The organism is Bacillus sp. FJAT-27001, from assembly GCF_019039175.1.
Taxonomy (GTDB): domain Bacteria; phylum Bacillota; class Bacilli; order Bacillales; family Bacillaceae; genus Bacillus; species Bacillus velezensis.
In genome coordinates this window covers 1,025,262-1,038,079 of the sequence record NZ_JAHOAA010000001.1, presented here as the reverse complement: position 1 = coordinate 1,038,079, position 12,818 = coordinate 1,025,262, and the positions used below count along the sequence as shown (strand labels likewise).

Below are 12,818 nucleotides of genomic sequence, written 5' to 3'. Positions count from 1 at the left end.
AAATATGCTAAGCGCATCATAAAAGATGATCTACTGTAAAGAGTACGAAACAGCATCTTGCCTTATTCCTCACAAACAACAATTCAGGTTCTTCATTTGCCCGCATGCCCGCCAGCCTCTATAATACGAATAGATATATCATCAAGAAAATAGAACATAAGATGGAGGCAGAAGAAAAGGAATGGGCATAGCAGGAACGTTTCTATTTATGATTGTGATCGGAGCCGCGATCGGCGCGGTGACGAATCATCTTGCCATTCAGATGTTATTTCGTCCGTACCGGCCGTATTACCTGTTCGGAAAACGGGTTCCGTTTACGCCGGGGCTGATCCCGAAAAGGCGGGATGAATTGGCAAAACAAATGGGGCTCATGGTGACGAACCACCTTTTAACCCCGGAAGGAATAAAAAAGCGGCTTTTATCAGATACCGTTAAAAACCAGGCGCTTCTTTTCGCCGAACAATTCACGCAAAAAATGGCCGCTTCCGAGATGACGGTGCACGAAGCTTTGGCCGCCGCGGGCATCCGGAATCCGCAGGAAAAGACGGATGCCTGGATTGACCGTTTTACCGATGAAAAGCTTTCGGAACTGTACCGGAAATATGAGCACCGCGCCATAAAAGACTGGCTTCCTGATGAGCTTCAGGAAAAGCTGGATGAAAAAGTCCCGTTGGCCGCAGATTATATTCTGAAGCGGAGCATTGATTATTTTGAGAGCGAAGAAGGGAAAGACAGGCTCGGAAATATGATTGACGACTTTTTGAATTCCCGGGGGATGCTCGGCAGCATGGTGCAGATGTTCCTCGGCAATTCAAGCTTGGCAGACCGTGTGCTGCCTGAGCTGTTAAAGTTTTTGCGCAATGAGGAAACGAAAAAGCTTCTGGCTGATCTGCTTTCTCAAGAATGGGGCAAGCTCAAATCTTATACACTTTATGAGGCCGATGAAAAGTGGAATGCGAAAGATCTGCTGTTCAGCATGAAAAAGCGGGCTTTGGCCGCACTTCAAACCGCGCCCTTTTTCGAATGCCGGCTCGGTGACATCATTTCCCGTTATGAAGGGGAGATTACGGGAACGTACGCGCCGAAGCTGCTTGATGCGGCACTCGGCAGTATTGCCGCTCATTTGAAGGATGTGCTGAAACGGCTGCGTCTTGAGGAAGTGGTCAAAGAGCAGGTTGATCAGTTTCCCGTTGAACGGCTGGAGGAAATGGTGCTGTCGATTTCCAAGAGAGAATTTAAGATGATAACGTATTTAGGCGGTCTGCTCGGCGGGATAATCGGAGCAATTCAGGCTTTGTTTGTCATTCTTTTCTAAGGAAAACATACGCCGATGATGAAAGTCGCTCCGCAGTCTGTTATAGTGGAGTGGTATGTCCGAAAGGAAGAAAGGAGCGGTTACTATGGCAGTTCATTTTTATGATGCAGCATATGATCTTGAAAAAGCTTTGCGAAACAGTGATGAATACAGCCGTCTGAGAGGGCTTTATGATCAAGTAAACGCAGATGAATCCGCAAAACGCATGTTTGATAACTTCCGCAATGTACAGCTGCAGCTGCAGCAGAAACAGATGTCAGGTGAAGAAATCACTCAGGAAGAGGTAGAGCAGGCACAAAAAACGGTGGCTCTCGTACAGCAGCATGAATTGATTTCTCAGCTGATGGAAGCGGAACAGCGCATGAGCATGCTGATCGGCGAGTTAAACAAAATCATTATGAAACCTCTTGAAGAGCTTTACGGCAGCCCGCAATAAGCTCCACACCCCTCCATCTATGAAATGGAGGGGCTTTTTTTATTCAACAGAAAAATCAAGCGAACCTTTTACCGTTCCGTTAATGATGACAGACAGAGTGTGAATTCCCCGATAATGCTTGCGGGTGGTTAAATCTTTAAGGGAATGATGTTTGCTGAAGGCTTTTACGTCTCCGTTATCCATGGCGGACTCCGACATCTTAAACACCTTGCGGCTGCGGTGCCCCCTTTTCTTTACAAAATCAATTGCGTATTCAACCCTGACTTTTTGCCGGGCGGATGAGCGGATCTGAAAAGAAAAATGTATGCTTGTTCCGATGGCGGCCGTTTCCGGATTCAGTGTAAAACGTTCCAATGAAATCCGGGAGGCGTCTTCAAACCCGAAAACCGCAAGCGCCTGTTTGTCTCCTCTTTTTAACAGTGTCCTGCAGGCGTGCTTCAAAATCCAGTCCGTGTGCGGACAGCTTCCGAACCGCTCGGCTGCGATCTGTGCCAGAAGATCCGGATGTGTTTTGGAGATGTCATTCAGGTTATTCGCCACGCTTTTTCTGACATATAACGAGTCATCCTGCATCAAGCGGTCCAGAACAGGGAGAATCGGAGAAGGATCTTCAAGAAGAGCCGGAATGGAGATTCCCCATGGCAGGCGCGGTCTTGAGCCTTCGCTGGCAAGCCTTCTGACATGTTCGTCCGGATGCTCCGTCCAGGAAAGGAACTCTTTGAACATCCGCACCCGGTCAAGCCTGATATACGGGCGGACCGCAAATTCGGAAGTGGAAAAACGAGTGAAATACTGAAGCGCCTTCATTGATTCGTCCCAGTGATCCGTTCCGTACTGTTGGACATAATCGGGAAAAATAATCCCGGCGAGCCCTGAGAAGTGGGGAGCTGTCTCATATAAGACGTCAAGCGCCCGTATGTAATCCTTCGGCAGTGTTTCATATAAAGAGTCTGTGATCCGGCGCATTCGCTGTTTTAACGTCAGTCCGGGCCAATCTTCCTGAAACATCAGCGCCCGGCACTTGTCCCGCTCAAAAGCCGGATACGCCGATTTGATTCTGTTCAGAAGTGCTTCTGCAAATTCTTCGTTATAAATATCTTTTAATAGAGACATGACAGTCACCGCTTTTTTTCTTTTATTATATGGGAATGTATGTTCTCTTTCAACTTTATCATACATTCAGCATAGATATTTCCTCTGATTTTTTTAGTTAAAAAAACCCTTGTTTTTTAACAATATAATTGAGATAATAACTCTGAAAGCGCCTACACTTACAGATGATCTAAGGATACGGTCGCCTATACTGCCTGGTATGATAAGGGGTAGCAACAGAGAGTAAGTGAAACGAGCGCATCAACGGTCAAATAAGGGGTTCCTGATATATTTCGTAAATAGAAATACACATTGGGGAGAAGGCAGCAAATCGATCGTATCCCAACAAAACGACAGTTCAAAGTCTGCTTGAGGCAGGCTTTTTTGCTGCGGAGAAAAGGTTGTTCTAAACATAGAGACAGGGTCATATCCTAATGACAAGTACAGTCATCAAGGAGGGGGACTTCTCTGTGTCAAAACAAATGCTGGCGTTAAATATAGACGGAGCGCTTCTTCGCTCCAACGGCAAACTTCATCAGACGACAAAGGATGCCATCGAATACGTCAAGAAAAAAGGAATTTACGTCACACTGGTCACAAACCGCCATTTTCGCTCTGCTCAAAAAGTGGCGAAAATATTAAAGCTGAATGCAAAATTGATTACCCACAGCGGCGCATACATTTCTGAAAAAATAGATGAGCCGTTTTTTGAAAAGAAAATATCAGAAGATCACACGTTTAATATTGTTCAGGTGCTGGAAAGCTATCCATGTAATATCCGGCTTCTTCACGAAAAATATTCGATCGGAAACAAGAAGAAAGTGAACTCCAATCTGGTCGGGAAAACGATGATTCATCCGTCTGACCCGATTTTTTATCCGGTGCAGTTTGTCGAATCATTAAGTGACCTGCTCCTTGATGAGCCGGTTTCAGCGCCCGTCATTGAAGTGCATGCCGAAGATGGTCTGCAGGCTGATATAACGGATACGATAATGAAAGCATTCCCGGCCGTCGATGTGATCCGCGTCAACGGAGAAAAACTGAACATCGTGCCTAAAGGGGTTTCAAAAGAAAGCGGACTTTCGATGGTCGCCGCTGATCTCGGGCTTTCAATGGAAGAGGTTGTGGCTATCGGCCATCAGGAAGATGATCTGCCGATGATCGAGCTGGCCGGTCTCGGCGTCGCGATGGGGAATGCCTCAAATGAATTAAAAAGAAAAGCGGACTGGGTGACAAGGTCAAATGATGAACAGGGAGTCGCCTATATGATTAAGGAATATTTCCGTATGCAGCACCGCAAAGGCTTTCTCGATAAGTTCCATATGAAACGGCCGTAATCAAGAGCCGCAGACGCGAAACGCCGGTCTGCGGCTTTTTCGCGGATTGATTTTAGCCTGTTCTTTCTGTACACTAAAGAAAGTTTTGAATCTGAAAAATAAGGTGATCACATTGCAAATAAAAATAGACGGCATCACGGATGACAGGCTGCATCGTCCGCTGCAAAACATCGCGAATTTATTTTTTGAAGAGTGTGTTCTTGCATACGGCGAAACGGAGGAACCCTCTGATCTCGTCATCTCACTTGCCATTTCTCAAGATGCAGACAGCGTGTCGGTATCTGGAGAAATCAAAGGAACCGGCGAAAAGGAACATCATACGAAACCGCTTCTTGCCGGATGGAGCGAAAAAGAAGTATTTAAACAGGTGAAAAACACGCTGTCGTACGTCTACTTAAATCTTCTTCAATCGCATACGGGCATGACACAAAAATGGGGAATCTTAACCGGCATCAGGCCTACTAAACTTCTTCATAAAAAGCTGCAGAGCGGCCTGACAAAAGAAGAGGCGCACGCCGATCTGAAAAAAGATTATCTGATCCATGATGAAAAAATCAATCTGATGCAGGAGATTGTCGACCGTCAGCTCGCTGCGGTTCCCGATCTGTACCGGGTCAAAGATGAAGTCAGCATATATATCGGCATCCCGTTCTGCCCGACGAAATGCGCCTACTGCACGTTTCCGGCTTATGCCATTCAAGGACAGGCGGGAAGAGTCGGCTCCTTTTTATGGGGGCTTCACTATGAAATGCAGAAAATCGGAGAATGGCTGAAGCGGCATGATATCAAAGTGACGACCATTTATTTCGGCGGCGGCACGCCGACAAGCATTACCGCTGAGGAAATGGATCTTTTATATGAAGAAATGGTCCGCTCTTTCCCGGATGTCGCGAATATCAGGGAGATTACCGTTGAAGCGGGCCGACCCGACACGATTACGGAGGAAAAGCTGGCCGTTTTAAATAAGTATAAGATTGACAGAATCAGCATCAACCCGCAATCTTATGAAAACGAAACGCTTAAGGCCATCGGCAGACATCATACAGTTGAAGAAACCATCGAAAAATACCATCTTTCCCGCAAACACGGCATGAACAACATCAACATGGACCTGATCATCGGCCTGCCGGGAGAAGGGACGGCTGAGTTCAGGCACAGTCTTGAGGAAACGGAAAAGCTGATGCCTGAATCTTTGACCGTTCATACGCTTTCTTTTAAACGGGCGTCAGAAATGACGAGAAACAAGCATAAGTATAAAGTTGCCGACAGACAGGAAGTGTCCCGCATGATGGATGACGCCGTCCGCTGGACAAAAGAGCACGGCTATACGCCGTACTACTTGTACCGGCAGAAAAACATTCTCGGAAACCTTGAAAATGTCGGATACTCCTTCCCTGGTCAGGAAAGCATCTACAACATTATGATTATGGAAGAAGTGCAGACGATTATCGGTATCGGCTGCGGCGCGGCAAGCAAATTCATTCATCCGGAAACCGGAAAAATCACGCACTTCGCCAATCCGAAAGATCCGAAATCATATAATGACCGATTCGAGCATTATACAGAAGAGAAAATCAAATACTTAGATGAGATGTTCGTCAAATCCGCATTATAATATCAAAAACGGCACGGAATCAGCGTGCCGTTTTTTTATGTTTAACCGTCTGTAAAAACGGGAAAAGACCATCAGACTGTTATTCGCAAGAGGTGCATAATATGTATGATGTCATTGGAGCGGGAATCGGGCCGTTTAATTTAGGGCTTGCCGCATTGTTAGAGGATATACCCGGAACAGACGCTCTTTTTTTCGATAAAAAGAAAGAATTTGCGTGGCATCCCGGTCTATTAATTAAAGGGACGGATTTACAGGTGGCGTTTCTGGCGGACCTGGTCACGCTCGCCGATCCGAAAAGCCGCTACACGTTTTTAAACTTTCTCCATGAACATGACCGGCTGTACCGGTTTTATACGTTTAATGAATTTGATATTCCGAGACGGGAATTTAACGACTATTTGAGCTGGGCGGCTTCAGAAATCAAATCATGCCGTTTCGGCTCAGAGGTAATCGGCGTGAAAAATGCCGGCGGACATTATGACGTCAGCGTCAAGAACATTGAGGACGGAAGCATCAGTGTCTATCAAACGAAGCATTTCGTCATGGGGACGGGGTCTGAACCGCTTATTCCCGCAGAGATTGCTGCCGAAGCGCGTCAGGACACGATGGTCAGCACGGAATATTTGTTTCGGAAAGACGAGCTCGCCGGCGCCGAATCAATTACAGTGGTCGGCTCCGGACAGAGCGCCGCGGAGATCTTTTCTGACTTATTGCACGATGAAAAATACCGCCGCAGCCGGCTGCAATGGGTGACACGCTCCGCCGGATTCCGAGAATTAGAAACCGCCAAGCTCGGGCAGGAAATGTTTACACCTGATTATGTGGAATATTTTAACCGCCTGCCTTTTAAAGAACGGCTGAACACACTTCCTGAGCTGGACGGACTGCGCCACGGCATTGATTCTGACACACTTGCCGCCATTTACGATGCCCTGTATCACAGATCGATCAGCGGAGGTTCGCCTGACGTGTATATTCAGCCGATGGCGGAGCTTGAAAAAATTGAAAAGCAAAACGGGCGCTGCGTACTGAGCTTTCATCAATGGCAGATGGATGAAACCTTTACGGCCGATTCAGAAAAAGTGATATTGGCGACCGGTTTTAAACCTCATATTCCGGAATGGTTTACGGCAATTGCCCCCGATATCGAATGGGAGGATGAGAAACGGTTTAAAGTGACGGCCGATTCCCGTCTTGTCTTTAAGGACGACAGGCGGCATCATTTTTTCACATTAACGAATCTTGATCATGCTCACGGAACGGGCGCTACGAATTTGAAGCTGTCTGTTTACAGAAATCAAAAAATCATCAATACCATTCTGGGAAAAGAGCATTTCTCCATTAATAAAAAAACGGCTTTTCAGCAATTTCTTCCCGCTCAAAAAAACTGACCCCTTATGAAGAGGTCAGTTTTTTTATGATTTCTGCGGCTTCTTTTCAGGCGTCTTCCATTTGAACACGCTGTTCAACAGGAGATATATCCGCTTCGATTCTTTCGTGAGCAAAGGGCCGAAGATGGCCAGTATCAAAACATATAAGGCGGCGAAAGGTTTAAGTGAAGCGGACAGGCCGCCGGCGATGCCGAGATTTGCGACGATAATGGAGAATTCGCCGCGTGACACAATGGTCAGCCCGATATTAGACGATGCTTTATGAGAAAGCCCCGCCCGGCGCCCGGCGATCATGCCGGCGATAAAGTTTCCGGCAATCGTCAGCAGAACGGCGCCAAGGGCAAGCCATACCGCATCTCCGAGTGAAAACGGATCAATGCTGAGACCGAAGCTGAAGAAAAACATGGCCCCGAAAAAGTCACGGAACGGCACGACAAGATGCTCAATCCTGTCAGAATGGGCCGTCTCCGAAAACACGAGTCCGAGCAATAGCGCGCCGATCGCTTCAGCGACATGAATCGTTTCGGAAAAGCCGGCAATGAAAAAGAGCGCGGCGAAAATGACGATGACAAATACCTCGTTTGAACGGATATCAAGCAGCTTGTTCAGCAGAGGCGGCAATTTTCGGGCGGCAATGAAAAACAGCAGCATATATCCGAAAGCGATCACGATTGACATCAGCGCGCCTCCGACAGACGTCGCGTCTCCCAGAACAAGCCCGGAAACGACCGATAAGTAAACCGCCAGAAAGATATCCTCAAACATAATGATGCCGAGAATCAGCTCCGTTTCCGGATTGGCCGTGCGCTTTAAGTCGACAAGCACCTTTGCGACAATGGCGCTTGATGATATCGTGATGACGCCCGCCAATACAAGCACTTCCAAAAAGGAAAAGCCCGTGATAAAGCCGTAGATCAGCCCTAAACTGAAATTAATCAGAATATAAATCGTTCCGCCGGCGGCGATTGAACGTCCGGATTTGACTAATTTTCCGACCGAGAATTCAAGCCCGAGGTAAAAGAGGAGGAACAGGACGCCCATCCGTCCAAAAAATTCAATCACTTCCCGGCTTTCGATAAACGTCAGGTCAATGATGCCCGCTTGGGGCGCGTGCGGCCCGACAAGCATTCCTAAAATGATCAGGAAGGGGATGATCGAGAATTTAATTTTATTGGCGATGACACTCGCAATGGCTACAAGAACTAACGCCGTACCGACTTCAAATACGAGATGGTCCATAAACAGATCACACTCCGTCTCTGGAGAGGAAGTCTTGGATCAGCTTTTTCAGATGCTTTCTTTCACCTGAGAGGACGAGTGTATCGTTTGCTTCAAGGAGCGAATCAGCGCCCGGGTTTAAAAGCTTTTTCCGGTTATGCTTAATGATGGCGATGACCGTCACGTCATAGTTCTGCCGCACATCCAGTTCGCCGAGCGTCCGCCCTGCCGCTTTTGCCCCTTTTTCAACTTTAAACCATTCGATAATCAGATCGTTGAACGCCATTTCAATCGATTCAAGCGCCTGCGGTTTATACACCATACCGCCGATAATCGCGGCAATCTGTCTTGCTTCCGCATCATCAAGTGAAATGCTTGCCAGAAGCTCATCAGGGTCGCGGTCATCAAATCTGTAAATTTCCCGCCTGCCGTCATCATGAATGATGATCGTCATTTTTTCATGATTTCTCGTTTCGATTTCGAATTTTTTCCCGATACCGGGCAGATCGTTTTCTTTAATATTCATAAAAAATCCCTCCGGAATATACTGTTTTTACATCGTAAATACAGATTGGCAATGAGAAATGGTCTGATGCCGGAGGTAATTTGACTGGTATTGTATCGGAATGGCGCATGTCCTTTCCATTGTGGAATCAATGAATTGATCAAGAGGTTTGACAGATAACAGGGAGATCATCCGGGATAACGCACCGTATCCTTTTGACAGGCCTTGCGGAGCGGTTTTGGTTTGAACCGGCGTCTTTGCCGATTCCGTTTCCTGCGGGTAAACCGAAATTTGTACATGGCTGTCTGTTTCTGTCACCAATTGGGAAGGAAGAGCGACATCCGAAGGGGGGAACAGCACCATAAAAAAGCTCAGTAACAAGCTGAGTATCACATATTTCATTATCGGCGTTTTTCCCCCTTTTGTTTTGTATATCAATTTCACTATATAAAAATGTATGTTCAGTTTCAAATGATATGCATTTTTCGGTATCTATTGACCTTGAAAAATAAAGGAGTTTCGCTTCGGCGGAAGGAATATATCATTTGAACAAAATATGTAAGCGGATACAAGGAGGGTGTAAACATGCAGTATATTCGTTATGAAGAAAAGGGAAAGATCGCAGAGATTGTGCTGAACCGGCCTGACAGTTACAACGCGCTGAATGAACAAATGCTCCGGGAATTGGAAAACGCATGCGTGATGGCAGCCGACAGTGAGGCGCTTATCGTGCTTTTACGGGGGGAAGGCCGGGGATTTTCCGCGGGCGGTGATATTCAGATGATGACGTCGGATCATGATTCAGGAGAATATGAACGGCTCATGAAAATGATCGAATCCATTACACTGACGCTCTATGATATGAAAAAAATTGTGATAGCCGCCATCCACGGAGCTGCGGCGGGGCTCGGGCTGAGTTTCGCGCTGTGCGCCGATGTGGTGCTCGCTGAAGAAAACGCCCGCCTCGCGATGAATTTCATCGGCATCGGATTGGTTCCCGATGGAGGAGGCCATTATTTATTAATGAGACGCGTCGGTGAGATCGAAGCGAAAAAACTGATTTGGAGCGGTGAAAAATTGCCGGCTGAAAAAGCGGTGCGGCTCAAGCTTGCCGACGGGCTGTTCAGCGGCGGCCCTGCGGAGGGGGCGCAACCGTATATCGACCGATTGCTGCATGCGCCGCTGTCAGCGATGATTGAAACGAAGGCTATTTATCAGAGCCTCCATATCAGCCGGTTAAAAGATGTTTTGTCTCTTGAACGAAAGGCCCAGGAAAATATGAGAAAAACGGATGATCATAAAGAGGGCATCCGCGCCTTTTTAGAAAAACGGACGCCGCAATTTAACCGGTAACATACAGAAGCCGGAAAGCTTCTGTTATCTGTGGAATAAAATCAGCTTTCCGGCTTCATTTACCAAGCGATGAGTACTGTTCTCAAGCTTTTTTTCCTTCAATAAAGCCTCTCCGGCGGCCTTCGCCTCCGCCTCATTATCCGCTTCGATCCGTTCATCCAGCAGCGTTTCTCCCGACGCATGGAATGCGGTCAATACATATTGTCCCATCATGTCACCCCCTTTATAGAATGATATTCTGATAAAGAATTTAAAATCCTCCATTAATTTTTACCCATTATTAGTATATAATGGGTCAAGGAAGGAGTTGGATTCGTGCTTACAATTGAAAACGTAACGAAAACATTCGGCAGCTTTACCGCTGTTGACAATTTGAACCTGCAAATACCTGAAAGGGAAATGTTCGGGCTGCTCGGCGCAAACGGCGCGGGAAAAACGACGACCTTTCGGATGATTTTAGGTCTTTTAAGCCTGACTGACGGGCATATCACCTGGAAAGGGCAGCCGGTCAATTATTCCATCAGTGAAAAAATCGGCTATCTCCCGGAAGAGCGGGGGCTGTATCCGAAAGTGAAGGTGAGTGACCAGCTTGTCTATTTGGCGAGATTAAAAGGAATGGGCAAAAAAGAGGCGGAAAAAGAGCTCATGACATGGCTCGAGCGGTTCGGCATTACAGATTACAAGAATAAGAAAGTCGAAGAGCTGTCGAAAGGAAACCAGCAGAAAATCCAGTTCATTTCGGCCGTCCTGCATAAGCCTGAACTGCTGATTCTCGATGAACCTTTCAGCGGTCTTGATCCGGTGAATGTCGAGCTGCTGAAAGAAGCGGTCATTTCTTTGAAAAACAGCGGCGTTTCCATCGTTTTTTCAAGCCACCGAATGGAGCATGTGGAAGAACTTTGCGAGAATTTGTGCATTCTCCAGAAGGGAAAACCCGTCGTTCAAGGCAATCTGAAAGACATTAAGCGGTCTTTCGGCAAAAAAAATGTCACCGTTCATTCAGATGATGACCTCAGCTTTTTAAAAACGCATGAAGGCGTCGTGAAATGGAAGGAAACAAATGACGGGATCAGACTGCAGGTCGCGAATGAACCGGTTTCTCAGGATATTTTCCGGGCGCTGCAAGGGAAAGGTTTTATACGGAAGTTCGAATTGGAAGAGCCGTCACTGCATGATATTTTTATAGAAAAGGTGGGGGCCGTTTATGAATAAATTTTGGATTATGCTGTTCCATACATATAAAAACAAAATCACGACAAAGTCATTCATTATTTCGACCGCCATTACCGTTTTATTAGTATTAGCGGTGACCAACCTGCAATCGATTATATCCGTGTTTCAATCGGATGACGGCAAGCAGCAAATTGCGGTGATTGATGAAACGGGCGGGCTGTACCCGGCGTTTGCAAAACAGCTTAAAGCGGCGGATACAGACAATGATCTGCAGGCAATGGAGACGAAGGAGTCCGAAAAAGATGCCGTAAAGCGTGTCAAAGACGGTGAATGGGACGGACTGTTTATCATCAGACAAGATCAAAAAGGAACGATAACAGGAGCATACAAGGCGCTGACCATTTCCGATGAATCAGCGTATAAACTGCTCAAGCAGGCTTTAACCCAGACAAAAACCGCTGTTGAAACCGCCAAGCTCGGCATTTCGGCAGAAAAAGTCAGCAGCCTCTACACTCCGCCGGAAGTCAGCAAAGACGCGCTGGAAAAAGGGGCGAAATCTGAGGAAGAGCTCGGTCAGGTAATGGGGCTTGTATACATCATGCTGTTTGTCATCTACTTCTCAGTTATCATGTACGCAAGCATGATTGCGATGGAAGTGGCGACGGAAAAATCGTCCCGCGTCATGGAAATTTTAATTTCAAGCATGCCGCCGATTCAGCAGATGTTTGCCAAACTGTTCGGTATCGCGCTCGTGGGGATCACACAGTTTGCGGTGCTGATTGCGGCTGGTTATCTCTCACTGAAGCTGAACCCTCAAAATGATGCGTCGTCGCCGATCAGTGCATTTCTTAATTTTAAGGATGTTCCCGTCTCGACGATAGTCTATGCCGTCATTTTCTATTTGCTCGGCTATTTTCTTTACGCGACGCTTGCCGCGTTTCTCGGCAGTGTTGTCAGCCGGATAGAGGACGTACAGCAGACGATTCAGCCGATGGTTTTTTTAGTCGTGGCAGGTTTTATGATCGCCATGTTCGGCATCGGCAATCCTGACGCCGGTTTTATTACCGTTACATCTTACATTCCGTTTTTCACGCCGATGATTATGTTTCTACGCGTCGGGATGCTCGATATCCCGTTTTGGCAGGCTGCGGCCGGAATCGCCCTGACATTGCTCACTATCGTGATCTTTGCAGCGGTCGGCGCGAAAATTTACAAAGGCGGCGTTTTGATTTACGGAAACGCCAGCGGATTCAAAGCGATCAAACAAGCGCTGCGCATCTCCAAAAAATAAGTGAAACAGCCCGGAACAGCCGGGCTGTTTTTTTATTTTACAGAACGTGCATTCGTATAAAAACGGTGCTAAAATAAGGGTAATTCAATTTG

Annotated in this window: 13 protein-coding genes; 8 read left to right on the top strand and 5 right to left on the bottom strand. The window is 46.9% G+C overall.

Features of this window, described 5'->3' with window-relative positions:
- Window positions 1-181: 181 nt before the first annotated feature.
- A complete protein-coding gene (locus tag BGM27_RS04465; protein ID WP_007409240.1) occupies window positions 182-1,315 on the top strand; it encodes a DUF445 domain-containing protein in 1,134 nt (377 codons plus the stop codon).
- An 85-nt stretch (window positions 1,316-1,400) separates the two neighbouring features.
- Window positions 1,401-1,751 (top strand): YlbF/YmcA family competence regulator, encoded by a 351-nt coding sequence (locus tag BGM27_RS04460; protein WP_007409239.1) that lies wholly within the window; start codon window positions 1,401-1,403, stop codon window positions 1,749-1,751.
- Window positions 1,752-1,790: 39 nt separating this feature from the next.
- Here the strand turns inward: BGM27_RS04460 and BGM27_RS04455 are convergent, their stop codons facing one another.
- Window positions 1,791-2,930 carry a DNA alkylation repair protein gene (locus BGM27_RS04455; RefSeq protein WP_007409238.1) on the bottom strand — a complete coding sequence of 380 codons (1,140 nt, stop codon included), beginning with the start codon at window positions 2,928-2,930 and terminating at the stop codon, window positions 1,791-1,793.
- 383 nt (window positions 2,931-3,313) lie between these two features.
- Between BGM27_RS04455 and BGM27_RS04450 the strand changes: the two genes are divergently transcribed.
- From BGM27_RS04450 to BGM27_RS04440, 3 genes are all read left to right on the top strand, one after another.
- Window positions 3,314-4,180 (top strand): Cof-type HAD-IIB family hydrolase, encoded by an 867-nt coding sequence (locus tag BGM27_RS04450; protein ID WP_007409237.1) that lies wholly within the window; start codon window positions 3,314-3,316, stop codon window positions 4,178-4,180.
- Window positions 4,181-4,292: 112 nt separating this feature from the next.
- The gene (locus BGM27_RS04445; RefSeq protein ID WP_007409236.1) at window positions 4,293-5,795 is read left to right on the top strand and encodes a coproporphyrinogen III oxidase; all 1,503 of its coding nucleotides are present in this window, start codon (window positions 4,293-4,295) and stop codon (window positions 5,793-5,795) included.
- Window positions 5,796-5,896: 101 nt separating this feature from the next.
- Window positions 5,897-7,186, top strand: a complete 1,290-nt coding sequence (locus tag BGM27_RS04440; protein WP_007409235.1) for a lysine N(6)-hydroxylase/L-ornithine N(5)-oxygenase family protein — start codon at window positions 5,897-5,899, stop codon at window positions 7,184-7,186.
- 24 nt (window positions 7,187-7,210) lie between these two features.
- Here the strand turns inward: BGM27_RS04440 and BGM27_RS04435 are convergent, their stop codons facing one another.
- The 3 genes from BGM27_RS04435 to BGM27_RS04425 are packed head-to-tail and all read right to left on the bottom strand — an operon-like array spanning window position 7,211 to window position 9,311.
- Window positions 7,211-8,425: a cation:proton antiporter gene (locus BGM27_RS04435; protein ID WP_003155266.1), complete on the bottom strand. Its 1,215-nt coding sequence runs from the start codon at window positions 8,423-8,425 to the stop codon at window positions 7,211-7,213.
- A 7-nt stretch (window positions 8,426-8,432) separates the two neighbouring features.
- Entirely contained in the window at window positions 8,433-8,930 is a 498-nt protein-coding gene (locus BGM27_RS04430; RefSeq protein ID WP_007409234.1) for a cation:proton antiporter regulatory subunit, read from the bottom strand.
- A gap of 27 nt (window positions 8,931-8,957) precedes the next feature.
- The gene (locus BGM27_RS04425; RefSeq protein WP_007409233.1) at window positions 8,958-9,311 is read right to left on the bottom strand and encodes a hypothetical protein; all 354 of its coding nucleotides are present in this window, start codon (window positions 9,309-9,311) and stop codon (window positions 8,958-8,960) included.
- Between the two features lie 183 nt (window positions 9,312-9,494).
- Here BGM27_RS04425 and BGM27_RS04420 point away from each other — a divergent pair, with 183 nt between their 5' ends.
- Entirely contained in the window at window positions 9,495-10,262 is a 768-nt protein-coding gene (locus tag BGM27_RS04420; RefSeq protein ID WP_007409232.1) for an enoyl-CoA hydratase, read from the top strand.
- Between the two features lie 24 nt (window positions 10,263-10,286).
- On the opposite strand, the gene BGM27_RS04415 is transcribed toward BGM27_RS04420, so the two are convergent.
- On the bottom strand, window positions 10,287-10,472 hold the full coding sequence (locus BGM27_RS04415; RefSeq protein WP_003155259.1) for a YhzD family protein: 186 nt from the start codon (window positions 10,470-10,472) through the stop codon (window positions 10,287-10,289).
- A 105-nt stretch (window positions 10,473-10,577) separates the two neighbouring features.
- Here BGM27_RS04415 and BGM27_RS04410 point away from each other — a divergent pair, with 105 nt between their 5' ends.
- The gene (locus tag BGM27_RS04410) at window positions 10,578-11,474 is read left to right on the top strand and encodes an ABC transporter ATP-binding protein (protein ID WP_007409231.1); all 897 of its coding nucleotides are present in this window, start codon (window positions 10,578-10,580) and stop codon (window positions 11,472-11,474) included.
- Window positions 11,467-12,726, top strand: a complete 1,260-nt coding sequence (locus tag BGM27_RS04405; protein WP_007409230.1) for an ABC transporter permease — start codon at window positions 11,467-11,469, stop codon at window positions 12,724-12,726. The genes BGM27_RS04410 and BGM27_RS04405 overlap by 8 nt, the downstream gene beginning before the upstream one ends.
- The last annotated feature ends 92 nt before the right edge of the window (window positions 12,727-12,818 follow it).